The organism is Rhizobium sp. B230/85 (genome assembly GCF_019355735.1).
GTDB classification, from domain to species: domain Bacteria; phylum Pseudomonadota; class Alphaproteobacteria; order Rhizobiales; family Rhizobiaceae; genus Rhizobium; species Rhizobium rhododendri.
Map to the genome: position 1 here is coordinate 2,617,779 of NZ_CP072156.1, position 22,857 is coordinate 2,640,635.

Genomic DNA, 22,857 nt, shown 5'->3' on the forward strand with positions numbered 1-22,857 from the left:
ACGGCTTTCAGTCAGGCATCACAGCTGTCACGGCGATGATTGGCCCGAGCGGAAATGCGCTGTCTTCCCTCTGCCACTCCGGCACATAGAGGCTGGAGATGCTGCCGTCCAGGAACAGGGCGTTGCGGCAGCCGAGCACGTCGCGAAACAGCGTGGCGAAATCGTGAAAGCGCACCTCGCCGTCGGACACCACGAACACTGCTTTTCCGTCCGCATCGACACCGACACCATTGCGCCTCTTGAGGCTTGTGCTGTCGATCAAGAACGACGGGTGAAGCGCCCCGTCGATCACTAGCATCGGTCCCGATTGCGTGGCGTAGAGCGGCTCGATACCGGCGGCGGCAAACGCCTTTGTCTCCATGACGCCGACAGCGCCGGGCTGAATGTAGAACACGCCGTTCGGCAGCAGGCGGAAATTTCCCCAGCCTGTGCCGGTGTCGAGCGCCTTCTGCTGGCTGCCGCCCTCGACATAGAGACCGACCGGGCTCTGGTCGGGCTCGTACATGCCACCGTTCATGGCAAAGCGCAGCGATAGCCGGTCACGCGCCAGTGCATCGCGCAGCGCCGCGAACGAGCCGTATGGCTTTCCGGCGCTACCGTTGGAAAACAGGCGGATGTTGTCTTTGGCGGGGTCGAAGCTGCAGACGATGTAGCTCGCCCCGAGATGCTCCACCTTGCGGCAGTTGCCGCCGGTCACCGGTGTCTCGGCCATGACGGGCGTCGAGACGAGCCCTGCCAGAATAATCAACCATCGAAACAAACGTCACGCTCCCCGGCAACAGGCAAATTCAAGACAACAGATGCGGCGGCAGATAGGTGACTTCAAGGGTTGCTCGGTGCGCGTAGTGGCGAGCCCGAATAATGACCCGGATGATAAAGAGATAAAAAATAATAAGGTGTCGGCCGCGACATGCGTCGCAGCCGACAGAATTCGTCAGATTACTGAGCTGCCTTCTTGACAGTGTGGCCAGCCGTCTGGGTCGCGTTGACCGTGTTGGCAGTGTCCTTGCCCATGCCTTTAATGGTATTGGCGCAGGATGCGAGAAGCATCAGGGAAATGCAGGCGACGCCGACTTTTGCGATGACGGAAGAAGACATGATTAGCGGTCCTTCGTGAATGGGTTTTTGACGACAATAAGGCAGAAAGTAAACCTTCCGTCCCCAAAACGCGCCACATTGAAAAAGGTTCACATAAATAACGACGTGGATGCGGTGCCAGCCAAAAGCCCGTGAGACAGGGCCTCAGGCCGCCCGCGCCATCTCGCCGAAAGCGTGCCGGATGCTTTCCGCGACAGCCGCTATTGGTCCCGTGACTTCGCGCGCAGTCAGCAACCGGATATCGAAAGTCGTCAATTCCGGCAGCCCTTCTTTCGCGCCGAGTATAGCCATGTCTTCGGTGACGTAGGAGCGGGGCAGAGGCGCTACGGCGAGATCAGACACGACGGCCGCGCGTTGGGCAGTGGTATGGGCGCTGAGGAAGGCTACGCGATAGTTCCTTTTCGCCTGCTGCAGCTGGTGGATTGCATCGGAGCGCCATATGCAGCCGTCCTCCCAGATCGATATCGGCAGAGGATCCCGGCGATGGGCCGTGCCGCATTTCGCACCGGCCCAGACAAGCCGCTCGGTGTAGATGACGTCACCCTCCGTCGGAAATGGCCTCGTCGAACAATTGATGAGCGCCAGGTCGAGTCGTTGTTCCGCGAAGCGCTTCTTGAGGGCAAGGCTCATGTCGACCACGACGTCGACCATGATGCTGGGATAGCTCTGCGAGAATCGCTTCAGGATGCTCGGCAGCAACCGCTCGCCTATGTCGTCCGGCGCTCCGAGCCTGACGACGCCGCTCAGTTCCGGCATGATGAAACGCGACACCGCCTCGTTGGACAGCGCCAGCATGTTGCGCGCGTAGGAAAGCAGCATTTCGCCATGTTCGGTGAGGCTGACGGAACGGGCATCGCGCAGGAACAGGACGACACCGAGTTGCTCCTCGAGCTTCTTGATCTGCATGGACACCGCTGACGGCGTGCGATGTACGGCCTCGGCCGCCGTTGAGAAGTTGCCGGTCTCGGCAATCGCCACGAAGGTGCGAAGGACATCGTTGTCGAGCAACGGCACGGATCGGCGCAGCGGAACGTTCATCGACGCATCTTTCAATTTTTCTGATTTATATAGCAATATCATTTCGTTTTGCTGACTGTCAATAAGCTTCTATAGCATCGATCTCACCGCCACCTTGAACAGCAGAGGAACGAGCCATGATCCGCTCCTACCTATCCGATGTCATCGATCACTGGACCAACAGTCGAGACCGCGCGCTGCGCCAAACAAACGCTGCGACCCTCAGACAAATGTCCCACCTGCCCCCGCATCTTGTAGCCGACGTCAACGCCCGCGGCTTTCCACCCGACACCGCCCTTCCACAAATCGGAACAACGGCAACCGTCAACTTTTCTTATGGATGCTATAAAATCTATTCGTTTGAATGATGAGTGATACAGGCCCATATCAGCGTGGCCAACATCAACACAACCAAAAGGAGATCAATCATGACCACCATCAGCTATAGACGCCCTTCCCACGGGCGCCCGTCGTTTATCCTCTTCAGCGGCACGCTTTCCCGCCTGTCCGCCTACGTTCTTTCGCTGGCCGATCGCTGGTCTGAGCATCAGGCTGCCAGGCAGATCGAAGCGATGCCATTCGACATGCGCAAGGACTTTGGCTGGCCTGCTGCCGACATTTCGAGCGACCGCAAATGATGCGACAAAATACGACATTTCCGGTCGATTTCAGGGCGACGCTCGGCTGATTAGCAGCGTCGCCAATCCAACCTTCAGTAATATATTAATCGTTATATTTCATGGACTTATGAGTCTTACCAGATCCTATATCGTAAGCTTTTGCCTTGACTTTTTTTGACAAATCATAAATCTTTGACGTGACGCAAATAAGCCTTTGTGGCCATCATCTTCCATGAGACTGTCGCTTTCAGACTAATTTTCTGCTGAAATCGATATGAGGGACGCGGGCATGGTGGTAGCGCAGCATCAGGTGGAGCAAGGCAAGACGCCCGGCAAGAAACGCTCGATCGTTTTCTTCCTTATCCCGCACTTTACGATGCTGCCATTTGCGGCAGCGATCGAGACATTGCGCATTGCCAACCGTATGCTTGGCTATACTGCCTACAGCTGGCGACTTGCCTCGACCGACGGCGACAAGATCTATTCATCGAGCGGCATTGGCATCGAGGTCAACTCGTCGCTGGCCGATGAGCGACGATATCTGGGCGGAGAGAGCCGGCCCAGCATGGTGCTCGTCGCCTCCGGCATCTATGTCGAGGAGTTCCAGAACAAATCGGTCAATGCCTGGCTGCGAGAATCCTACAATCGCGGCGTCGCTGTCGGCAGCCTCTGTACGGGCGCCCATGTGCTTGCCCAGGCGGGGCTCCTGAACGGCAAGCGCTGCGCAATCCACTGGGAAAACCTGCCGGGTTTTGCCGAAGCCTTTCCGCAGGCCGAAGTCTATGCCGACCTCTACGAAGTCGACAGCAATCTCTACACCTGCGCCGGCGGCACGGCCTCGCTGGACATGATGCTCAACCTGATCGGCCAGGATTTTGGCGAGAATCTGGTCAACCGCGTCTGCGAACAGGCGCTCACGGACCGCGTCCGCAGCCCGCACGACCGCCAGCGTCTGCCGCTCCGAGCACGGCTCGGTGTCCAGAATGCCAAGGTGCTGGAGATCATCGAGGTAATGGAAAGTCACTTGTCTGAGCCACTCTCGCTGCTCGACATCGCCGACGACGCCGGCCTGTCGCGTCGCCAGATCGAGCGGCTGTTCCGACAGGAAATGGGCCGTTCCCCTGCCCGCTACTATCTCGAGATTCGCCTCGATCGAGCAAGGCACCTTCTGGTGCAGTCGTCGATGCCGGTGGTCGAAGTCGCCGTCGCCTGCGGCTTCGTCTCCGCGTCGCACTTCTCGAAGTGTTATCGCGAACTCTACAACCGTTCGCCGCAGCAGGAGCGGGCCGAGCGCAAGCTGACCATGTCAAACGTCCGCACCGGCGTCGTCATCTGAAGCCGGATAACGGCTACCGTCCCTCTTCCGCCGCCATCCTAGTGTCGGAGAAGACACGATTGCGCCCGCGGTGCTTGGCCATATAGAGAAACTGGTCGGCAGCGTTGAGATAATTCTCGAACGTCTCCTGGGCGTTGATCGACGCTATGCCGATTGACACGGTCACCGACAGCGCCTCGCCGTCTGCCTGGATTTTCAGACCGGAGATATTTTCGCGCAGTTCCTCGCAGAACTCGGTTGCGACGGATGAGTCCATGTCTGCGAACAGGATGGCAAATTCTTCGCCGCCGATCCGCGACAGGAGGTTGCGGCTGCCTTCCAGAAACGTCTGCAGCCGCGTCGCGACCGCCTTCAGCACCTGGTCACCGATCTCGTGACCGTAGGTGTCGTTCAGCCGCTTGAAATGGTCGATATCGAGGATACCGATGGATGGTCGTGTCTCCAGCCTGAGGCAGTCATTGGCAAGGCGCGGGCCCTGATCGAAGAAGTAACGCCTGTTATAGAGACCGGTGAGATAGTCGACCGAGGCGGCGGCGCGCAGCTGGCGCATTTGCGACAGCGTGTCGATCACCCGGCTGATCCGGTATTTAAGCTCTTCGGCAACGAAAGGCCGACGCAGGAAATCCGTGGCACCAGCTTTCAGGTACGCCGTTGCGGCCAATCGGTCGTCCGACGCAGATAGGCCGATGACCCGCAGGCGATCGGAATTCCGCCTATGGGTGATCTGCCGTGTCAGTTCCCATCCCGTCCCGTCCGGCAGCGCATCGTCGATCAGGACCAGCTCGATCTCGGAATACTGATCCAGCGCCTGGATAGCGGCAGCACCGCTCGCTGCTTCATAGACCTCGAAGCGCTGCATCTCGAGACTGTCGACGAGCATCTTCCGGGCCACGGGCATCGCGTCCACGACGAGCACCCTCGTCTTGCTGTTGGTAATCGAACGACGCACGGAAGCCACGAGATTGTCGGCTGCCTGGGTATTGTCCTTCAGTACGTAGTCGATAATGCTGCGCTCCATCAACCGGTCGCGCATGTCGATATCGGCCGCTGCTGTAAAGACGATGCTCGGGACCCTGTGGTCGAGGAGCATGTCGAGTGCTTCGCCGTAGGCAGCATCCGGCAGATTGAGATTGACGATGGCCAGGCTGAAACCGTGATCGCTGGCGCGAATCGTCGTTTCCAGCGTCTTCATGGATGTACAGAGCGTGACATCGAGATTGAGCTCGACGCGGAAACGTTGGGAGAGCATCGAGCCGAACATGCGGGAATCTTCGACCAGGAGAACCTTCTGGCCGCGTCTCGCCGCAGGGCTCAGGTCCCGCGAGAATTTTTCGAACAACAGGTCGCTCATTGCCGGCAGCCCCCCCGGCAATGCGACCGGCCCACATTCAATGCGGGCAGCGGGATAGTCAGCAGATCAAGACAGGGATTTATGAACACCGGGGTCCAACAGTTTGTAACTAGTCACCGCGAAGTGGGCATGAACGGGCCCCGAAGCGCCTGTTCTTTCTCAAGCATAGGCCTTCTGCTGGCGCATCGATTGGATCTGCAGCAGGGTATCGAGGTTCTGGTTGACCCTGCAGTAGAATTCCTCGTCGATGAACGGCCGCAATATGAAGTCGTTGCCACCGGCCTTCAGGAAGCGGGCCGACAGCAGCCGATTGGTCGACGACGACACGCCGATGATCCGCAGCTGATGCGAGCCGATGCTGGAGCGGATGCGCCGCGTCAGCTCGAATCCGTCGATGTCGGGCATGTTGTAGTCGGTGATCATCAGGCCGATGTCGGCATTGGCCTTGAGGATTTCCAGCGCCTTGGATCCGTTCTCGGCAACGCTGACGCGGAAATTGTAGCGCTTCAGGCGGCTGCTGAGAAGCGCGCGCGCTGTTGCGCTGTCATCGACGATCAACACGTGGTGGCGGTGATTGGTCAGGAAGCGACAAACCGATTCTGCCAGCAGGTCGACTGCGAAGATGTTGTCCTTGAGGATGTAGTCGACGATATCCTTGGCGAGCAGCGCGTCGCGCATTCCCTCATGGAAGGTGCCTGTGAAAACGATCGTCGGGATGCTGAGGTCAGTCAAGTATTCCAGCGCCTCGCCATTCTCGGCACCCGGAAGATTGATGTTGGAGATCGCCAGCTTGATCGGCTCGGGCGACTTGTCGTAGGCGAGCTGCAAATCTTCGAAGTTGCCGCAAATCTCGATCTCGATGTCGAAAAGCTCTTTCAGCCTCTTGCTGATCATCGCGGTAAAGACATGCGAGTCTTCGGCCAGAAGTATGCGAGCCCCCGCAAAGGTCCCACCCGAATATTGCATTCCGGAAATGCCTAAAAATGCCATGACTAACCTTCGATGAGACCTCACTGACCGAAGAATAAGGCAAAGCATTTGAGTTTGTGTTAATTTTGCGACGACTTATGTAAATCGCCATTCAGCTGCAGCAAGTCTGCAGCATTACAGAGTAGATCAGGACTGCACTTCAGGTTTGCCATCGACTTTACGCCGGCTGGGCCTGGTTCGTGTCTCCGCTGGCACCGGCGCTTCTGGCGGCTGGATCGGCGGCTCGACGATGTAATCAGCCTTTTCGATGCTTTCAGGTAGCGTGGCTTCCACCCGCTGTCTTTCCGCGCGGCGGCTGATGTGCAATTCCTGCTGCGGATAAGGCATGTCGATGCCTTCCTTCTTAAAGCGCTTCAGGATGGCAATGCGCAGGTTGTTGCGGATAGGCATGCCATCGGAGAGGTCAGCCAGGTAGAACCGCATCTCGAAGTCCAGCGACGACGGACCGAAGCGGAGGAACTCGACGTGCGGCTCCGGGTTTTTCAGCACCTTGGGCACCGCCTTGACCAGTTCCAGCAGGATTGCCATTACCTGCTCCGGGTCGCAGTCATAGCTCACCGAAACCGGGATTTCGGAGCGCGCGAGCCTGTTGCGGTGCGTCCAGTTGCCGACCGACGCATTGATCAGCTCGGAATTCGGCACGATGATCGATTGCTGGCGAAAGGTCTCGATCTCCGTCGCACGGACGGAAATACGCTTGACGATACCCTCCGAAGTTCCGGAAACAATCCAGTCGCCGACCTTGAACGGCCGCTCCACCAGGAGAATGAGGCCGGAGACGAAATTGGACACGATGTTCTGCAGGCCGAAACCGATACCGACGGAAAGCGCACTTGCAACCAGCGCAAGGCTCGACAGATCGATACCCGCAGCCGAAATGCCGATCACGGCGGCAATTGCCACGCCGAGATAGCCGATGCCGGTCTTGACCGAGTTGCGGACGCCGAGATCGACCTGGCCACGCGCCATGACCGTGCCGTCCAGCCAGCGCTGGAACCAGCGGGTAACGAGGTAGCCGCCGATGAAGAACAGGATGCCGGCAAGGATACCGACGAGGGAGATCCTGATGCTGCCGAGCCTGATCTCGGTGAACAACCGATAGAAGAAGATTTCCAGATCCTGAACGTGGAACCCCCACGACAACAGGATGAGCGGGATGCCGGTCATCAGCGCGAACACATAGATTGCCAGTCCCGCCACGAGGCCCGCTTGGTCGAGCATCGCGGTGCTGATGCTCGCACGGCTCTGCAGAAACCGGCCGATCGATGTCTCGGGGAAATTCCCCTGATCCGATACTGCCTTGCCGAGCAGGATGCCGAGATACATGGTGACGAGAACGGCGCTGGTGACGATCAACTGCAGCGCGATAAAGCGGGCGAGCCCGACATAGCCAATCACCGCCATGAAGATCAGCGCGGCACCGATGACCCTCAGGATGATGGCGAGTCCGTGCGGCCAGCGGCGGCCCGGGGCCTCGGGATCGCCGCTTCTCGCAAGCATCGGCTTGCCGAACGACACCGCGATGAAGATCAGGCCGATGATCATCGCTGCAGAGAAGCTCTTCGCTACGGTGACGATGACCGGCGAGCCCATCGATTCGCTGATGCGATTGAGGACGAAATCGAGGCCATTGACGATGGCAATGGCGAGCAGGCACCAGCCTACGGATCGAGCGCCCTTGTTGGAGAGCTTCACGAGCCGCCAGCTGGGCTCGAACGGCGCAAAGACGGCGTTGACGAAGCTTGCTACGAAATAGACCAGCCCGACGAAACCGAAAACTGCTGAAAACACCGGCGCGATGTCCGGCCGCAGCACATTGAAAGTCTCGAGGAAAAAGAACGAGAGCACGAGGAAGGCAGCCACCGACAACGCCCGGATCATCGTCGACCAGAACGCGATGGAGAGCCGGCTCATATAGGAGGGAGCCTCGATCGTCTCGTCACGGAAGAAGTATCGCCCGAAAAGCCGGTACCCCCCGGCCATGAAGATCAGGGCTGCGGCAAGGGACAGGAAAACAGCGGTAAACAGCGGGATCCGCTTGAATTTCCAGACGAACGTACCCCAGCTCGAGAGGGCGTTGCGAAAGTTGACAGCCTCCTGCACGAGCGCCTGGCCGGCGTCGTCGAAGGTCGACAGCGAGAGTTCGGTACGGCGAAAGAGGGTATCGGCAAAAAGGCGCCGCCGGAGCTCGGTGATCTGACCGGACACCCGATTGGCACTGGCCGTCAGATTGTCCGCATCGCCCATCACGACGTTGATCTGCGCGATTGCAGACGTCAGCTTTTCGCGTTCCTGCGTGACGATGGGAGCCTCGGCAGGCTGGCCCTCTTTCGGAGGCGGGCCGATCTGCGTCAGTCGCGCCGTCATTTCGTCGGCCCGTGGCTTCAGGCGCCCCGAGATCTCGGTCGCGGCACGGGTGAGATCATCGGCCTTTCCGGCAAGGACCACCAGCGCATCGTCATCGGACGCGCCCTGTTTGACGCTATCCTCGAGGGAGGAAAGCTGTTTGCGAGCCTGGGCGATCTCGGCAGCCGTTCGATCCAAGCCGTTGGCCGCAGGCGGTTGCTGTTTTTGCTGGGCATCCGCCGACGGCGCGTCCGGCTTGGTCGCATCGGGCTTTGCTGCATCTGGCGTGGGCGCGTCAGGTGCCGCCGCAGGCGCTGGCGTTGTCTGGGGTGACGATGTCGCCGGAGCCGCCGACTGCTGTGCGCGTGCCGGCAAGGCAATCGCAGTCGCTGACACGGCAAGTGTCAGGAAAAGGACGGAGATCGAATTCAGAAGTGGTCGCAAGCGTCTTCCCCAGGTGAACAGGTCAGTTGGCGAGATCATCGTCATCGCTTGTAAAGCAAACCAAGGCGACAGAAAGGCAACATTCACAGCACTTGCAAGTCGCGCGCCGCATCGATCAGTCGATAGAGAAATTCAACATCGCCCGCGTGCCCTGGCGGTCGGGGGCGTAGAGAATGCTGGACTTCAGGCTGGATGCCATCGCCGTCAGGATCTTGGTGCCAAGTCCCGTGCCCTTGGCCGGAGCCGTCCGGTCGAAGCCGACGCCGTCGTCTTCGACATGCACGCGGAGGCCACCCTGGCCAGTCTGGTCGACAACCACGCGGATTTCACCGGTCTGGCCGGCGGGATAGGCGTACTTATACGCGTTGGTGACAAGTTCACTAATGATCAGGCCAAGCGTGATCACCTTGTCAGTCGACAGGATGACATCGTCGCACTCGACCTTCACGCTATGCGGCCGCTGCTCGTCGCGCATGGACGCCTCGAGTTCGGCAAGCAGGCTCTCCAGATATTCCTTTACCCGGACGGTACCGACCTCGTGGCTGGTGTAGAGCCGCCGGTGGACGCTGGCGATGGCGTTGATGCGGATCTGCGTTTCCTGCAGCGCGTCGATGGTCACCTGATCCTTGGTGACGGAAGCCTGCATGCGGATCAGCGCGGCCACCAGGCCGAGGCTGTTGGCGATCCGATGGTTGACTTCGGAGAGCAGTAGCTCGGCGCGGTCGCGTTCATGGCGGATCACCGCCTGGGCGCGCAACGTATCGCGTCGAAAGCGCGCCCGCTCCAACCCTTGGGCCAACGCTGCGGCCAACAGGTCGAAATAATCGGACGAAACGCCCTTCATGACATAGTCGTCGGCGCCGGCCTTCAGGGCCGCAACTGCAACGCCGGCATCTCCCGATCCGGTCGCGTAGATGACCGGCGGATGATCGGCACCGGAGACGATGCAGGGCAGCAGGTCCAGCCCCGTTTCCCCTTCGAGGAAATGGTCGAGGACAATCGCGTCAATGCCGCCTTCGGCAAGACGCGCCAGGCCAGCAGCGCCATCCTTCGCCAGATGAAGCTCGTAGCCGCGACGCTGCATGTTCTTGCGCGTCAGCACGCCGAGTGCTTCATCGTCGTCTATATAGAGAATATGGATCGCAGCATCCGCCGCAGCATCCAGCTCTATCATTCCACCTCCGGGATCTTCATGACGGCAACGAACATGCCGAGCTGCTGTATCGCATGCACGAACTTGTCGTATTGCATCGGTTTACTGACATAGACGTTTGCGCCGAGGTCGTAGCAACGGGCGATTTCGCGCGGGTCGTCGGTGGTCGTCAGAACGATCACCATTGCCCGCCTCGTATGCTCGTTGGCCTTGACCTTCTGCAGAATATCCAGCCCGCTCATGTCGGGAAGATTGAAGTCGAGCAGGATGAGGATGGGCTGCCCACGCGAAGGCTCGCCACTGCCATCCTTGCCAAGCATGAAGTCGAGCGCATCTCCGCCTGTGACGAAGGGCACAATCTCGTTGGTGACGCCGGCACGACGGATATTCTTCTCGATCAGCCGTGCGTGGCCTTCATCGTCTTCGATCATGATGATCTTGACGGTATTCGGGGAACTCATCATTTCGAATCTTCTCTTTTCAATCGGGCCATATCGGCAGCAATCTTAACTTCGAACGTTGTCCCCTGCCCCAGCTCGGAACTAACGGTAACATCTCCGCCGAGACGCCGGGCCAGCGCGCGAACATGGGCAAGGCCGACGCCGTCGCCCGGCATGTCCTGTCTGCCCGAGCGCCGGAACAGTTCGAAAATCCTCTCTTGGTCGCCTGCAGCGATTCCCCGTCCATTATCGCTGATTTCGACGCTCGCGAACATACCGTGGCGCCTGCCGGAAATGGAGATCTTACCGCGCCGTGAGGGGTCCAGGTACTTGATGGCATTGTCCAGCAGGTTGCCGACGATCTGCTGCAGAGCCAGCCGGTCGGACTGCACCTCAGGAAGGACACCCTGTATATCCACTTCGATCTCGGCCTCGTCCAACCGGTGACGGAGCGTACCCAGCGTGTCCTCGACCAGCTCCGACAGCTTGATCCGATCGCGGTGCAGTTCGCGGTTTCCGGCCCGCGCAAGCACAAGGATCTGGTTGATCAGATTGTCCATCCGACGCATCGAAGTCCGGATGAAACCAAGTGCTTCCGGGATATCCGTGTCGACTGCCTCGATGGCCGCACGACCTTCGATCGTTGTGAGATCGGCATTGTTTTTCTCGAGGTATGACTTGAACACCTGTGCGGCGCGATCGAGCTCCTCCGTGAAGCCCATGATGTTGACGAGCGGCGCGCGCAAATCGTGGCTGACGATGTAGGCGTAGGCCTGCAGCTCGTCGTTTGCCCTTTGCAGCCCTTGAGTGCGGGCGACCACTGTCTCTTCCAGCGTTTCGTTCGCACTGGCAAGCTGCAGTCGTGCCGCCTCGATCTGCCTATGGTGATCGCGGATAAGCTTGAACGCGCCGGCGGCTAGTGCCACGAGCAAGGCCGCACTGACGGCAATGATCGCCGAAAGTGACGTCGTCGATGCCCTGAGCGAGGCGATATGGTCGCCCGAATTGACGATGCCGCGCTGCTGGATGACATTGATCTCACGACGGATTTCATCCATCAGCTCGATCCCGACATTCGATTCGACCAACGCGATCGAACCGGCAGTGTCACCGGCGGAACGCAGGTCCACCGTGCGTTTCATCTCCGCGAGCTTTCGATCCATGAGGGATTTGAGATTGTCCAGCGAAGACTGGGGAACGCCGATCTCGAGCAGGCGCGGCGTGAGCGCGGCAATTTCGGCCGGGATCGACACTGCGGATTTCGTGAACGGCGCAAGATAACGCGCATCGCCGGTCAGAAGATAGCCGCGCTGTCCGGTTTCGGCATCCTGCGCCGAACTCAGAAGGTTGAGCACGCGATTGTTGAGACGGCTTGCATCGACAGCGCTGTCCGCCTCCTCCGCCGCACGACCGCTGAAATACAGAGCGCCGAGAACAACGAGGAGCAGGGTTATAGCGCCAACGGTCAGGATCGCAGGGATGGAGCTGGAAATCGATTTATTGAAACGTATCATTTTAGCTACGATGCACCCATGCCGACCGTTATCAGGCCAGGCCAGACGAGATGCGCCTGTAGCGACGCCACCGATCCCTTCGGGAACGCCCCTGGATTGAAATGGTTCCCAGGCCTCTGAAAAATAATCGATATTCGTGGCATCTCGTTAAGCCGCCTATTGGGAGCCCGGGGACGTGGTCTACCTAGCCCGTCACGGAAACAAGCGCTTCTTCAGCATCTAGCCCTTGCGTCCCGCTCGCCACGAATTGCTCAAGCGTCATATTGTCGAGGATCGTTGCGACGGCGTCGCGAACCACGGTCATCGACCTCCGTACCTGGCAGCCTGCCGGATCGGCACAGTCGTCGCAGGCTTCAAAGGCAGTACGGCTTGCACAACGGATTGGCGCCAGCGGCCCGTCAAGGGTGCGGATCACATGGCCGATACGGATTTCGGCCGCAGGACGAGACAGCGAATAGCCGCCCCCGGGGCCCTTCTTCGAGCGCAGCACGCCGGAATTTCGCAACTCCAGCAAAATCGCATCGAGAAACTTCTTCGGAATGTTGTTGCGCACAGCAACATCGTTGATGAAGGCAGTTTCGCCCGGGCCCAGACGAGCAAGATCGACCAACGCCTTGAGACCGTATTTTCCTTTTTTTGTCAGCATGAGATTCGTTACCTGAAGACGCACGACCGCAGCATCTCGCTGATCGGCAATCACGCAAGCTGCGTAACGCCGGGAGAGCGCGCGGGCAAGCCGATATCGCAGAAATTGCAGGCTTATAAGACGATAAAATTGCGTTTGGACGAGAGGCGGCCGCAACCCGCTAGATGCTGTGCAGGCGCTGCGTCGCTGGAAACATTGCACGGACCGTATCTGCAACGCCGGATGCGACGAAGACCGCGTGCTCCGTTACCTGCGGCAGGCCCATCAGTTCGCCGAATGTACCGCGCGCCAGCGGTCCCGATATGAACAGGGATTCCGTCGCCGTGCCGGACGTACCGATCGCTTGTGAATTTGCATTGCAGTCGAGACCGAGCCGCGTTGGGTCGTTCACCAGATAGCCTCGTTCGGCCAGACCTGCCAGGAAGGGCTGGCTGCGAAGGATGCCGCCATGCCCCGGCCCCGTTGTGACCACCACCGCATCGAAATGCCGCTCGACCCGCTGGCGCGACCGCCCGAGCCGTAGCACGCAGAGGATGCTATCTCGGTCGATTGCAACTTCGGCCACGGAGCCAGCCAGCACGGTCATTCGGCCGTCGGCGATTGCCTCCTCGCTGGCAGCCTCGACTTGCGGCGCGACACGGAACCGGTGGACGTCCCAGAACGGCCGAAGGTGACGTGCGATCCGCCGCCTCTCCCCGACCGGCAGGCCGCGCCACAGCGCCTCGCCATGGCCCCTCACCTGATCGATGACCGCATGCCAGCTAAGCCCCTCCCTGCCCGCTTCGCGAATGGCCGCCCGCACGCGTTTGAGAAGTCCTGATGCAGTCTGCGCAGGCTCGGAGGTGAAATCGCCGAACGGATCCTGCGGCATCGAAGGATGACCGCGCGATCGCAAGCCTCGGCGTGATACCGCTGTGATCTGTCCCCGATGGCCTCGCAGACCAAGCGCTGCAACGACATCGGCCGATGTCAGCCCGTTGCCGACGATCAGCACACGGTCGTCGACACCGATCGGGTCGAGCGCGACCCGCCGGGTCGGGTCGGCGACAAAGCGCGGATCTCCGGCAAGAACGCTGGCAAGCGGCTCCGGTGCGGACGGTGCCGGATGGCTGGTCGCAATGACGAGTATATCGGCGTCGATAACATAGCCTCCCTCGCCCGTCAGATGCCACCGGCCATTGAGGCGATCGGCCGAGAGCACGCGCTCGCGGACATGGCGGATGGAACCGCTCTCGACCAGCGGCCGGATCATCGCGTTCATGTAGCGTCCGAAAAGACCGCGCCTCGGATACAGGGCGCCGCTGGCTGCCAGTGCGTCAGGATCGTCGGCAAGAGCCTCGTTCGCATCGATCCAGCGCTGGAAGTGCTCTGGATCATCCGGAAACAGGCTCATGCGGGTGGATGGCACGTTGATGCGGTGGGCAGGCTCGACAGTGTCGTAGGCGAGACCTGCGCCAAGCAATGCCCGTGGTTCGAAGAGTACTATCTGTTGCCTGCCGAACAGACCTGTTCCCGCCAGATGGTAGGCAACCGCCGCCCCTGAGACACCACCTCCAACAATGGCAACAACAGGAATTGTCTCGGGCGAAGAAAGCATCAGCTAGTCCTTTTTATGCATCGCCTGCCGGAAGCCTAACTCTACTCCGGGCGTCGCGCGATCAATATACGCTGGTGGCGGCGTGACAAGGGAAGGGCTTCCCCTCATGAGACGGGCAGCGGAATGTTTTTTCGAGCTTTTCCGCAACCCTGAATTTTATTCATGACGACCCATCCAAAGAGGAGTACACTGGACGCTCTCTTGAGGAGGAGAAAAACATGGAAATCTTCAGACTGCTGACAGCATTCGACTACCTGCTGGTTGCTGTACTCTGCGGCGTATTCGCACTGGCGATGGCCAACGGAAGAAGCCATCGCTGATAAACAAAATCGGCCCGAAGATCTGAGGAGACCTTCGGACCGACCTACTCTCGATGCTCAAAGCGGCAAGCCCACATGGGCTGCCGGGCGAAAAGGGCTGAAGAAACCCTGCTCCTTAAAGCGAAACCTTGGCATTCTCGCCCATGTCGGGCTTGGCGCTCGACATGGCTGCGGCAATCATCTTGACGTAGCTGACGACGGTGCCTGGGCTATCCCAGTATTCCGCATATTTCGGCGTGACTTTCAGAACCCGGATAGACGGGTCCTCCGCGCTTTCCCACCAGGCTTTGGCGGGCGTCGAGAAAAGTTCGCGGATCCGCTCACGGTCGTTAGACACTTCTGCATCGCCCGTCACGGAAACATACTTCTGGCCCTTTGTGTCGGCAAAGGACAGGCCGACATTATGCCGGCGCTCGATTTCCTCGTCCTTGTGGCTAGCCACGTCCGTCAGAAAATAGATCGCATTTTCAATCGGCTCGAAATGGGCTGCCATTGGCCGCGAACGGATGTCCTCGCCGACCCGGGTGGAAAGCATGCAGAAAAGGATCTTCTCCATCAATTCCCAGGTGCGTGCGACCTTTTCGTTTTCCTGTGTCATGACATTTCCTCTTTTGACTAGATGAACGGCTTGCCGCCGGTGACTGCAATAGTGGTACCGGAAACATAGCTCGACAGCGGATCTGCAAGCATGACGTAAGCTGTTGCGAGTTCCGCCGGCTGCCCCGGCCGCTTCATTGGCGTCTGCTTGCCGAAGTTGGTAACGTTCTCTTCCGGCATGGTGGATGGGATAAGCGGCGTCCAGATCGGGCCCGGCGCAACGGCATTGGCGCGAATCCCCTTCTCGGCCAGCATCTGCGCCAATCCGCCCGTAAAGTTCTGGATGGCGCCCTTGGTCGTTGCATAGGCAAGCAACGTCGGATTTGGCATGTCGGCATTGACCGAGGTCGTGTTGATGATCGAGCTACCGGGGGCCATGTGTTCGACGGCTGCTTTTGTCAGGTAGAACATAGCGTGGATGTTGACCTTGAAGGTCAGCTCCCACTCTTCATCGGATATCTCCGCGATATCCTTGAAGGTATTCTGGTGAGCGGCATTGTTGACGAGAATGTCGATACCTCCGAGTTCGGATACGGCCTTGTCGATGATCGCCCGGCAATGGGCTGCATCCTGGATATCCCCGGGCACCAGAACCGCCTTGCGTCCGGCCTCTTCGACATAGTGCTTCGTCTCCGCTGCGTCCTCGTGCTCATCGAGATAAGAAACGAGCACATCCGCACCCTCCCGCGCAAATGCGATTGCGACGGCGCGACCGATGCCGCTGTCGCCGCCGGTAATTACGGCGCGCTTTCCGGCCAGACGTCCGGACCCCTTGTAGGAGCTCTCCCCGTGGTCGGGCTTCGGATCCATCCGGGCCGTCTTGCCGGGGATGGACTGTGACTGCGTGGGAAATGGCGGCTTGGGATAACCGTTCATGGCCTGTCTCCTTTTGGTCGGCTTGGACCAGACTAACCAGCGTTGCGCGTCATGGTTCCCCACCGAAGTCTCCGAATTCAATCTGAAGGATGGCGGCACTGAAGCCTGCAGGCTGCGGATGAGCGTTCGGCAATTTGCCACGCACGCCATCGAACGGCACGGATCGGAACTTCAAGGGCCCGAATTTGTTTCTGAACATGACAATGAGAGGATCATCATGACCAACACCCTGCACAAGGCAGACGCGACCGGCAAGCTTGAGCTGGCCAACGAAACCGCGCCAGTTTCCTACAGCGTGACTGTCGCGACCGAAAAAGAGAATGGCAAGTTTGCTGTTACCCTGCTCGTCAAGGCACCCCGCGATTGGTTGCTAAAACGCGGCTTCACATCGTCTGCGACCCTCGTCAGGCACGATGGAGACCAGGTCGAACTCCATCATGATGGCGAACTCGACGTCGGCGAAGCAGTATCGGTCGAGTTGTCCGCAGTTGACACCTCCTGCTCCGACGACAGCGAACTGCAGCGCAAGTATCCAGAATTGCGCGGCTGAAGCCGTGCCGAACGGGAGGACCCGCAGACATGAGGCCAGCAGAGCGAGAGGTCGTCTTCTCCAAGCGCGCACTTGCCGCAACGATAACAGGGATCGACAGCGATGACGGCGCCGACGACATGATTGTAGGCCTGTCACTGGGTGAGGCTATCCTGTTCGTCGCCGAAGAGGCAGGTATAGGCGCTTCCAACGCCCATGTTTCTTATGGCGAGAGCAGAACTCTCAGCTATACCGATTGTCTCAGTGTCTATCGAGATTTCGGGCTATCCCTCAAGGCTGACGCGAAGAGTTGAGATTGTGAAACGCAGTGCCGGCGTACTGATCTACCGCTTTGCCACACATGGGGCACCCGAAGTCCTGCTCGTCCATCCGGGCGGCCCCTTCTGGGCCCGCAAGGACGAAGGCGCCTGGTCGCTTCCAAAAGGCGGCATCGAACCGGACGAGGACGATCTCGCCGCGGCCCGCCGGGAGGTCCGCGAGGAGATCGGCACCAGCCTCGACGGTCCGTTCACGCTGCTCGGGGAAATCAGACAGCCTGGTGGCAAAGTCGTCGTCGCTTTCGCGGCCAATGCCGAGATCGATGCAGACGCGATCGTCAGCAACAGTTTCGAAATGCAGTGGCCGCCGAAATCCGGCCAGATACAAAGTTTTCCGGAAGTCGACCGCGCCGGCTGGTTCGATCTCGATCAGGCGGAAATCAAGCTGCTGCGGGGGCAACGACCGTTTCTCGAGGCATTCAAGGCGTTCATGGAGCGCCTTGACGTCCCTAGTCGTCGAGCGTGATCCACGCGGGAGCATGATCGCTGGCATGCGCCCAGCCGCGGACGTCCCTGTCGACCCCGGCGTCGCACAGCCGCTCGACCAGCGAGGGACTGAGGAGGAAGTGGTCGATGCGCAAACCGGCATCGCGGGCATAGGCGTTGCGGAGATATTTCCAGAACGTATAGATCCGTTGATCGGGGTGCATCTGCCGTATGCCGTCTGTCCAGCCTTGATCGAGGAGCTCCCGGAAGGCGTAGCGGACATTGGGATGAAACAGCGCATCGTCGATCCAGCGTTTCGGATTATAAACGTCGAGTTCGGTCGGCATCACATTGAAATCGCCGGCAAGGACGACCGGGACCTCGAGCTCCAGAAGCTCGGTCGCATAGTCGGCGAGGCGCTGGAACCAGGCTAGCTTGTATTCGAACTTCGGGCCTGGTTGCGGATTGCCGTTCGGAAGGTACAGGCAGCCGACCAGGACGCCGCCGATTGCCGCCTCGATATAACGGCTCTGTCCATCGTCATCACCGGGCAACCCGCGTCTGGTCTCCAGCGGCATAGCGTCCCGCGCCAGGATTGCCACGCCGTTCCAGCTTTTCTGCCCATGCCAGATCGCCCCGTAGCCTGCCCGCTCGATTTCCCGAGCCGGGAAGCGGGTGTCCGGCGCCTTCAATTCCTGCAGACAGACGATGTCCGGACTGAATTCGTCGAGCCAGCGCAGCAGGTTTTCGAGGCGACCGTTCACGCCGTTTACATTGTAGGTCGCAATTTTCATCTGATGGCGTCCCTGCGCGTTGCAAGCCGCAACTCTCGCCTCGCAAACGGGTCAGGCGGCAAAAGGATGCATGCGGCCTGCCATGACCTTGCAGTTCCACTCCCTCGGCCGACCCGGGAAAAATCTGCTTTTATCTCTTCCGCTCCATGCTATCAGAGGGGATCGACAGGGGTGCTCCGTATTGCCGGGGCTGAGACCGAAGCGCACATGCTTCCAAACCCTAAAGCTGATCTGGATAATACCAGCGGAGCGAGGCGGGCTAAAATGTTTTCAGGCGCACAAATATCACTTTATCCGATGACCGACGATTTCGTCGGCGTCATCCACGGCGCGCTCGGTGCTCTGGACCCCTATCGTGACCAGATGCGGGTGTCGACCGACGATCTCTCGACCCTGCTGGTCGGCTCGACCGACGTACTATTTCCAGCGATGCGCGACCTCTTCGTGGCGGCAGCCTCATCGGGCAAGCACTGCGTACTGCACGCCACGGTATCGCGCGGCTGCCCCGGCGAACCCGACGATCCGATCTGCACGCCAAGCACCAGCATGGTCAGCACCCTACCGCTCGAAGAACGCAAGCAGGCGGCTCTCGCAGCCGTTCGCGAAACGCCCCTGACGGGAGAGACTGTCTCCGCGCAATTCTCGCTCTACGTTCTCGGCATCGATCAGCACATGGACGAGATCTACGGCTGCATCGACTTCCTCAAGCAGTCCGGCGTGTTCCACAGTTCAAAGAACTTCTGCACCAAGCTGCGCGGCGATGCCGGCGCGGTCTTTGCGACGATCAACGAGGCCTTCTGCCGCTTTGGCCCGACCATGGGCCACGTCACGCTCGATATCACTATATCTGCCCATAGCCCCTCGTCATCCTGAGATCAACCGGGGAAGCCAGCATTACTGTCGAGGATCGTTGCCGAGGTCTCGCGCCGGTTTCGGTTTGGCGAACAGATAGCCCTGAACCTGCGTGCAGCCGATCTCCTGGAGAACGGCGAACTGCTCCTCGGTCTCCACGCCCTCCGCCGTCGTCGACATCCCCAGGGTCTGGGCAAGAGCGGTGATGAGCCGGACGACGGACAGTGATTCCGAATGCAGGGTCAACTCGCGGATGAACGACCGATCGATCTTGATCTTGTCGAAGGGGAAACTTCTGAGATTGGACAGCGACGAATAGCCGGTACCGAAATCATCCATAGCAATCGAGATGCCGAGTTTCTTGAGGGCCAGCAAGGTCGACGCCGTATGGGCGCCTGCATCGAGCAGGACGGATTCCGTGATTTCCAGCTCCAGCCGGCCGGCCTCGAGCCCGCTATCCGTCAGGGCCGCGACGACCGTCTGGATCAGGTTGTCGTTACGGAACTGGATCGGGGAAAGATTGACGGCGACCGTGATGTGGTCAGGCCAGCGCACGGCATCGGCGCAGGCCTGGTTGAGCACCCACGCACCGAGCGCGCCGATCAGCCCTGTATCCTCGGCAATCGGGATGAAGTCCATTGGCGGGATTTGACCCATCCGGGGATGGTTCCACCGTAACAGCGCCTCGTAGCCGGATACCTGACGCGTCGCGGTGTCCACGAGAGGCTGGTAGTAAACTTCCATCTCGCGCCGCTTGAGCGCTTTGCGCAGATCGACTTCCAGCGCCTTTCGCGCCAGCAGCCGCTCGTCCATGTCAGGACGGAAGACGCGCACGCGTCCCTTCCCTTCGGCCTTGGCCTCGTACATGGCCAGATCCGCGTATTTCAACAGTTCTTCCGGATCCGAGGAATGCTGGGGAAACTTTGCCACGCCAACGCTGGCGCCAATGGTCACCTCGTGATCGTCCAACAGGTAAGGACGCGTCAGCTCTGCAACCAGCCGGATCGGCAGCTCCAGGCTCTCCTTCTCGCTGGCTTCCTCGCTCAAATCCTCGTTGGCTTTAAGGATATTGATGACAGCAAACTCATCGCCGCCGATGCGGGCGACGACGTCGCGGGGGCCGACATGGGCGAGCAGGCGCTGCGATACCCGCTGCAGAAGCTCGTCTCCAACGTGGTGCCCCATCGTATCGTTGACATCCTTGAAGCCGTCGAGGTCAAGGAAACATACGGCCACCGCGTCGCCGTCGCGCTTTGCCTCCTTCAGCTTGCGCTCCAGCATCTCCATGAACAGCACCCTGTTCGCCAGATTGGTCAGCGCATCGTGATGGGCCATGTGGGCGATGCGCGCATCCAGCCGACGCCGCTCCGTGATGTCCTCGTAGGTCGCAAGCCAGCCGCCTTCCGGCAGCGGCTCGTGGGTCACCACGTAGGCCTTGCGATCGGAAGCCTCATGCATGAAGACGCCGCGCCGCGCTTCCTTGATCAGCGGAATCTGGAGGGCAAGAAGCTGTTCGAAGGTCGAAGAACCAGACCCGGACTCGGAGGTTTTGGCAATGCTGTCGATGGACGTACCGCTGGCGATGCCGCGCGGCCGCGCCGCCATCGTCGAGAAGCGGTCGTTGCAGACGATCATGCGGCCGTCCTTGTCAAACATGCACAGCGCCTGCGTCATGTTGTTGAAGGCCGTCAGATAGCGAAAATTCTGCGCGTCGGTTTCCCGCGATGTGCGCTGCAGCTCTTCCGTTGCCCTGTTGAGTTTGTCGCGCGCGCGCGCAAGCAGCCGGTTGTGCTGGACAAGAAGGATGATCAGAGCGATGCCGCAGAGGATGAGGCCAGCGGTCAGGCCCGTATAGATCAGATGCAGCCGCTCAAGACCGGCCTCGTCTTCATCGATCTTCTTCGCACCGCTTTCGATTGCAGCGGAACCGAGCGCAATGACATCGGGCTCGATATCGGCGAGGATCTTCAATGCCGGCTGAGGATCGAATGGCGCCGTATCGCTCGCCGGCATCGAACGGTCGACCGTATCAAGCGCCGTCTTCAGCTGTTCGATGGCCAACTTGTTGAAATTGTCGTTGCGGACAAAGTTTCGAAAGGTGGCGTTTTCCAATACGCCGAGACGATTGAACATGATGTCCAGCCGAAGCCGCACATCTTTCAACGACACGCCGCTACCCGGGACCGAATAGGCCAGCAGCGTCTTTTCGAGCCGCAGCAATTCCGAGGACGTCTGGCTGACGCTCCAGGTCTCGTTATAGCCTGCGACCTGATGCAGGGCTTCCTGCCGCTCGATGATCACATAGGAGAGATAGGAAGAAGAAAGGACGAAAAAGCAGACCACCCCGGCGAGCACCCACTGGATCTTCCTGAACGCAACGGTGGTGCTTCGCAACGCCTGTTACTCCACGACGAGCTTGGCGAGTTGCCAGGCTGATCGGCCGTAATATGTCTGCGTCTGCAACTCGCTGTTGCTGTCGAACGGATAGACGATAAACAGCGGTCCCTTGTCGCGAACCGGCATATATTGACCGTCGCGCTTGATCGCCAGCATTGTGCCGTACTCGGCGAAATCGGAAATCGGGATGTTGATGGCGTAGTCGTTGAGCGCGACTGCGCGGACGCTTGTGCCTTTGGCCCCGACCATCTTCATCAGCTTGTCCATAGGCACGCCTTCGAACGTCACCACGCCCTCGTACCAGGGCGTCTTGGTCGACATCTTTTCCATGCCGAGGGCCTCCAGCATCGGCAGGTCGAACTGCGCAGTCCCCGCAACATTGGTGTTTGTGATGTCACCCGAAATCACCAGGATCGGCGCAGACTTCGGCGCAGCAAGGGATTGCGCCATTGAGGCCGATGACACCGCAAGACCGACGGCGATTGCGATAACCGCCCAAAATAACTGTCGCAAGAAAAGCTCCGATTCGAATAATTTTAAAATATGTGCGCTTGAAAATTCTTAATCCGGTAACCCCGAAAGGTCAGTTATCACCCGATCAATCATTTGCAACTGCTCTTGCTGCCCAGCAATCTCCCAAAGCCGGTCTTGGCCAGGCAGATCACTACCCACAGCGCGCCTGACGTGCAGGGTGGCATTTTGATCCCGGCTCAATTGCACTGAAAAGTTCTGTATTCTGCCGGCGCAACCCTTCAGCGAGCACTTTAGTTCCAGACTTTTGAAAAAGACCTGGCTTGGATAAGATTGAGGGCTTGGACAGCACTAAGGGCGATCGACTTGGTGGATGGCAGAGACCTTGATCCGCCATCCGTCAAGTTCGAACGTCCCGTCCCGGCTTGTGACCGCACGGACAATATCCGCATCGGTAATTTTCGCCTTTTTCGGAGCCGTCTTGCCAACGATGGCCCGCAGGCGTGGCAGGGTGAGTACGCCGTTATGCAGCGCAATGCCCCTGTAGTGAACAGAAGCGTGAAAAAGCGTGGAAGCCTCGATCATCATCACCTCCCTGATCGACCATCGGCGATCCTCCTCGCAGGTCCCGATATACATAACTTAGTAACATGACGCATTCGGCACAATGGTGGGGTTATCGGATGACGCGCTAAGCGCGAAATT

Annotated in this window: 24 protein-coding genes and 1 riboswitch; of the genes, 7 read left to right on the top strand and 17 right to left on the bottom strand. The window is 59.4% G+C overall.

Translation table 11 applies throughout. The features are described from left to right. Positions 1-7: 7 nt before the first annotated feature. The 3 genes from J5289_RS12680 to J5289_RS12690 all read right to left on the bottom strand — a co-directional run bounded on the left by J5289_RS12680 (position 8) and on the right by J5289_RS12690 (position 2,178). Positions 8-712: a phosphodiester glycosidase family protein gene (locus J5289_RS12680; protein WP_209184133.1), complete on the bottom strand. Its 705-nt coding sequence runs from the start codon at positions 710-712 to the stop codon at positions 8-10. 227 nt (positions 713-939) lie between these two features. Beyond that, positions 940-1,098 carry an entericidin gene (locus tag J5289_RS12685; RefSeq protein WP_142823106.1) on the bottom strand — a complete coding sequence of 53 codons (159 nt, stop codon included), beginning with the start codon at positions 1,096-1,098 and terminating at the stop codon, positions 940-942. Positions 1,099-1,242: 144 nt separating this feature from the next. Beyond that, the gene (locus J5289_RS12690; RefSeq protein ID WP_209183992.1) at positions 1,243-2,178 is read right to left on the bottom strand and encodes a LysR family transcriptional regulator; all 936 of its coding nucleotides are present in this window, start codon (positions 2,176-2,178) and stop codon (positions 1,243-1,245) included. Between the two features lie 74 nt (positions 2,179-2,252). Here J5289_RS12690 and J5289_RS12695 point away from each other — a divergent pair, with 74 nt between their 5' ends. From J5289_RS12695 to J5289_RS12705, 3 genes are all read left to right on the top strand, one after another. Continuing rightward, the gene (locus J5289_RS12695) at positions 2,253-2,483 is read left to right on the top strand and encodes a hypothetical protein (protein WP_209183993.1); all 231 of its coding nucleotides are present in this window, start codon (positions 2,253-2,255) and stop codon (positions 2,481-2,483) included. 60 nt (positions 2,484-2,543) lie between these two features. Further along, on the top strand, positions 2,544-2,753 hold the full coding sequence (locus J5289_RS12700) for a hypothetical protein (protein ID WP_142823109.1): 210 nt from the start codon (positions 2,544-2,546) through the stop codon (positions 2,751-2,753). 271 nt (positions 2,754-3,024) lie between these two features. Continuing rightward, positions 3,025-4,071 carry a GlxA family transcriptional regulator gene (locus J5289_RS12705; protein WP_142823110.1) on the top strand — a complete coding sequence of 349 codons (1,047 nt, stop codon included), beginning with the start codon at positions 3,025-3,027 and terminating at the stop codon, positions 4,069-4,071. Positions 4,072-4,084: 13 nt separating this feature from the next. On the opposite strand, the gene J5289_RS12710 is transcribed toward J5289_RS12705, so the two are convergent. From J5289_RS12710 to J5289_RS12755, 10 genes are all read right to left on the bottom strand, one after another. Next, a complete protein-coding gene (locus tag J5289_RS12710) occupies positions 4,085-5,422 on the bottom strand; it encodes a diguanylate cyclase (RefSeq protein WP_247749106.1) in 1,338 nt (445 codons plus the stop codon). A 159-nt stretch (positions 5,423-5,581) separates the two neighbouring features. Then, positions 5,582-6,412: a response regulator gene (locus tag J5289_RS12715; RefSeq protein ID WP_142823112.1), complete on the bottom strand. Its 831-nt coding sequence runs from the start codon at positions 6,410-6,412 to the stop codon at positions 5,582-5,584. A 126-nt stretch (positions 6,413-6,538) separates the two neighbouring features. Then, positions 6,539-9,241 (bottom strand): mechanosensitive ion channel family protein, encoded by a 2,703-nt coding sequence (locus tag J5289_RS12720; protein ID WP_209206533.1) that lies wholly within the window; start codon positions 9,239-9,241, stop codon positions 6,539-6,541. 76 nt (positions 9,242-9,317) lie between these two features. After that, positions 9,318-10,376, bottom strand: coding sequence for a histidine kinase dimerization/phosphoacceptor domain -containing protein (locus J5289_RS12725; RefSeq protein ID WP_142823114.1), 1,059 nt, complete (start codon positions 10,374-10,376; stop codon positions 9,318-9,320). After that, positions 10,373-10,819: a response regulator gene (locus J5289_RS12730; RefSeq protein WP_374108561.1), complete on the bottom strand. Its 447-nt coding sequence runs from the start codon at positions 10,817-10,819 to the stop codon at positions 10,373-10,375. The genes J5289_RS12725 and J5289_RS12730 overlap by 4 nt, the downstream gene beginning before the upstream one ends. After that, positions 10,816-12,309 carry a CHASE3 domain-containing protein gene (locus tag J5289_RS12735; protein WP_209187486.1) on the bottom strand — a complete coding sequence of 498 codons (1,494 nt, stop codon included), beginning with the start codon at positions 12,307-12,309 and terminating at the stop codon, positions 10,816-10,818. Before J5289_RS12735 ends, J5289_RS12730 begins: the two co-directional genes overlap by 4 nt. A 184-nt stretch (positions 12,310-12,493) precedes the next feature. Next, entirely contained in the window at positions 12,494-12,955 is a 462-nt protein-coding gene (locus J5289_RS12740; RefSeq protein WP_209183996.1) for an Rrf2 family transcriptional regulator, read from the bottom strand. Between the two features lie 160 nt (positions 12,956-13,115). Next, the gene (locus J5289_RS12745; protein WP_209206532.1) at positions 13,116-14,552 is read right to left on the bottom strand and encodes an FAD/NAD(P)-binding protein; all 1,437 of its coding nucleotides are present in this window, start codon (positions 14,550-14,552) and stop codon (positions 13,116-13,118) included. A gap of 435 nt (positions 14,553-14,987) precedes the next feature. After that, the gene (locus J5289_RS12750) at positions 14,988-15,470 is read right to left on the bottom strand and encodes a pyridoxamine 5'-phosphate oxidase family protein (protein ID WP_142823118.1); all 483 of its coding nucleotides are present in this window, start codon (positions 15,468-15,470) and stop codon (positions 14,988-14,990) included. A 17-nt stretch (positions 15,471-15,487) separates the two neighbouring features. Further along, a complete protein-coding gene (locus tag J5289_RS12755; RefSeq protein WP_209183998.1) occupies positions 15,488-16,345 on the bottom strand; it encodes an SDR family oxidoreductase in 858 nt (285 codons plus the stop codon). Between the two features lie 13 nt (positions 16,346-16,358). Between J5289_RS12755 and J5289_RS12760 the strand changes: the two genes are divergently transcribed. The 3 genes from J5289_RS12760 to J5289_RS12770 are packed head-to-tail and all read left to right on the top strand — an operon-like array spanning position 16,359 to position 17,678. Further along, positions 16,359-16,895, top strand: a complete 537-nt coding sequence (locus tag J5289_RS12760) for a hypothetical protein (protein ID WP_209206531.1) — start codon at positions 16,359-16,361, stop codon at positions 16,893-16,895. Positions 16,896-16,924: 29 nt separating this feature from the next. Further along, the gene (locus J5289_RS12765) at positions 16,925-17,188 is read left to right on the top strand and encodes a hypothetical protein (RefSeq protein ID WP_209184000.1); all 264 of its coding nucleotides are present in this window, start codon (positions 16,925-16,927) and stop codon (positions 17,186-17,188) included. 1 nt (position 17,189) lies between these two features. Continuing rightward, positions 17,190-17,678, top strand: coding sequence for an NUDIX domain-containing protein (locus J5289_RS12770; RefSeq protein ID WP_142823122.1), 489 nt, complete (start codon positions 17,190-17,192; stop codon positions 17,676-17,678). On the opposite strand, the gene xth is transcribed toward J5289_RS12770, so the two are convergent. After that, a complete protein-coding gene (xth, locus tag J5289_RS12775) occupies positions 17,662-18,432 on the bottom strand; it encodes an exodeoxyribonuclease III (protein ID WP_209206530.1) in 771 nt (256 codons plus the stop codon). The two genes, J5289_RS12770 and xth, sit on opposite strands and share 17 nt — an antisense overlap. A 157-nt stretch (positions 18,433-18,589) precedes the next feature. After that, positions 18,590-18,702, top strand: a riboswitch (TPP riboswitch). On the opposite strand from xth, the gene J5289_RS12780 reads away from it, so the two are divergent. Further along, entirely contained in the window at positions 18,697-19,305 is a 609-nt protein-coding gene (locus J5289_RS12780; protein WP_209184002.1) for a YkoF family thiamine/hydroxymethylpyrimidine-binding protein, read from the top strand. It overlaps the preceding riboswitch by 6 nt. A gap of 21 nt (positions 19,306-19,326) precedes the next feature. Here the strand turns inward: J5289_RS12780 and J5289_RS12785 are convergent, their stop codons facing one another. The 3 genes from J5289_RS12785 to J5289_RS12795 form a co-directional block, all read right to left on the bottom strand. Continuing rightward, complete coding sequence (locus J5289_RS12785) at positions 19,327-21,678, bottom strand: bifunctional diguanylate cyclase/phosphodiesterase (protein WP_209184003.1); 2,352 nt, start codon at positions 21,676-21,678, stop codon at positions 19,327-19,329. Positions 21,679-21,684: 6 nt separating this feature from the next. Beyond that, positions 21,685-22,131, bottom strand: coding sequence for a molybdopterin-dependent oxidoreductase (locus tag J5289_RS12790; RefSeq protein ID WP_142823601.1), 447 nt, complete (start codon positions 22,129-22,131; stop codon positions 21,685-21,687). A 372-nt stretch (positions 22,132-22,503) separates the two neighbouring features. Continuing rightward, entirely contained in the window at positions 22,504-22,791 is a 288-nt protein-coding gene (locus tag J5289_RS12795; RefSeq protein ID WP_219276555.1) for a hypothetical protein, read from the bottom strand. Positions 22,792-22,857 lie beyond the last annotated feature (66 nt).

Excerpts from the sequence above, each read along its gene's own strand:
- J5289_RS12680 (WP_209184133.1), bottom strand. The coding sequence starts at position 712 with ATGGCCGAGACACCGGTGACCGGCGGCAACTGCCGCAAGGTGGAGCAT.
- J5289_RS12685 (WP_142823106.1), bottom strand. The coding sequence starts at position 1,098 with ATGTCTTCTTCCGTCATCGCAAAAGTCGGCGTCGCCTGCATTTCCCTG.
- J5289_RS12690 (WP_209183992.1), bottom strand. The coding sequence starts at position 2,178 with ATGATATTGCTATATAAATCAGAAAAATTGAAAGATGCGTCGATGAAC.
- J5289_RS12695 (WP_209183993.1), top strand. The coding sequence starts at position 2,253 with ATGATCCGCTCCTACCTATCCGATGTCATCGATCACTGGACCAACAGT.
- J5289_RS12700 (WP_142823109.1), top strand. The coding sequence starts at position 2,544 with ATGACCACCATCAGCTATAGACGCCCTTCCCACGGGCGCCCGTCGTTT.
- J5289_RS12705 (WP_142823110.1), top strand. The coding sequence starts at position 3,025 with ATGGTGGTAGCGCAGCATCAGGTGGAGCAAGGCAAGACGCCCGGCAAG.
- J5289_RS12710 (WP_247749106.1), bottom strand. The coding sequence starts at position 5,422 with ATGAGCGACCTGTTGTTCGAAAAATTCTCGCGGGACCTGAGCCCTGCG.
- J5289_RS12715 (WP_142823112.1), bottom strand. The coding sequence starts at position 6,412 with ATGGCATTTTTAGGCATTTCCGGAATGCAATATTCGGGTGGGACCTTT.
- J5289_RS12720 (WP_209206533.1), bottom strand. The coding sequence starts at position 9,241 with ATGATCTCGCCAACTGACCTGTTCACCTGGGGAAGACGCTTGCGACCA.
- J5289_RS12725 (WP_142823114.1), bottom strand. The coding sequence starts at position 10,376 with ATGATAGAGCTGGATGCTGCGGCGGATGCTGCGATCCATATTCTCTAT.
- J5289_RS12730 (WP_374108561.1), bottom strand. The coding sequence starts at position 10,819 with ATGATGAGTTCCCCGAATACCGTCAAGATCATCATGATCGAAGACGAT.
- J5289_RS12735 (WP_209187486.1), bottom strand. The coding sequence starts at position 12,309 with ATGATACGTTTCAATAAATCGATTTCCAGCTCCATCCCTGCGATCCTG.
- J5289_RS12740 (WP_209183996.1), bottom strand. The coding sequence starts at position 12,955 with ATGCTGACAAAAAAAGGAAAATACGGTCTCAAGGCGTTGGTCGATCTT.
- J5289_RS12745 (WP_209206532.1), bottom strand. The coding sequence starts at position 14,552 with ATGCTTTCTTCGCCCGAGACAATTCCTGTTGTTGCCATTGTTGGAGGT.
- J5289_RS12750 (WP_142823118.1), bottom strand. The coding sequence starts at position 15,470 with ATGACACAGGAAAACGAAAAGGTCGCACGCACCTGGGAATTGATGGAG.
- J5289_RS12755 (WP_209183998.1), bottom strand. The coding sequence starts at position 16,345 with ATGAACGGTTATCCCAAGCCGCCATTTCCCACGCAGTCACAGTCCATC.
- J5289_RS12765 (WP_209184000.1), top strand. The coding sequence starts at position 16,925 with ATGAGGCCAGCAGAGCGAGAGGTCGTCTTCTCCAAGCGCGCACTTGCC.
- xth (WP_209206530.1), bottom strand. The coding sequence starts at position 18,432 with ATGAAAATTGCGACCTACAATGTAAACGGCGTGAACGGTCGCCTCGAA.
- J5289_RS12780 (WP_209184002.1), top strand. The coding sequence starts at position 18,697 with ATGTTTTCAGGCGCACAAATATCACTTTATCCGATGACCGACGATTTC.
- J5289_RS12790 (WP_142823601.1), bottom strand. The coding sequence starts at position 22,131 with ATGGCGCAATCCCTTGCTGCGCCGAAGTCTGCGCCGATCCTGGTGATT.
- J5289_RS12795 (WP_219276555.1), bottom strand. The coding sequence starts at position 22,791 with ATGTATATCGGGACCTGCGAGGAGGATCGCCGATGGTCGATCAGGGAG.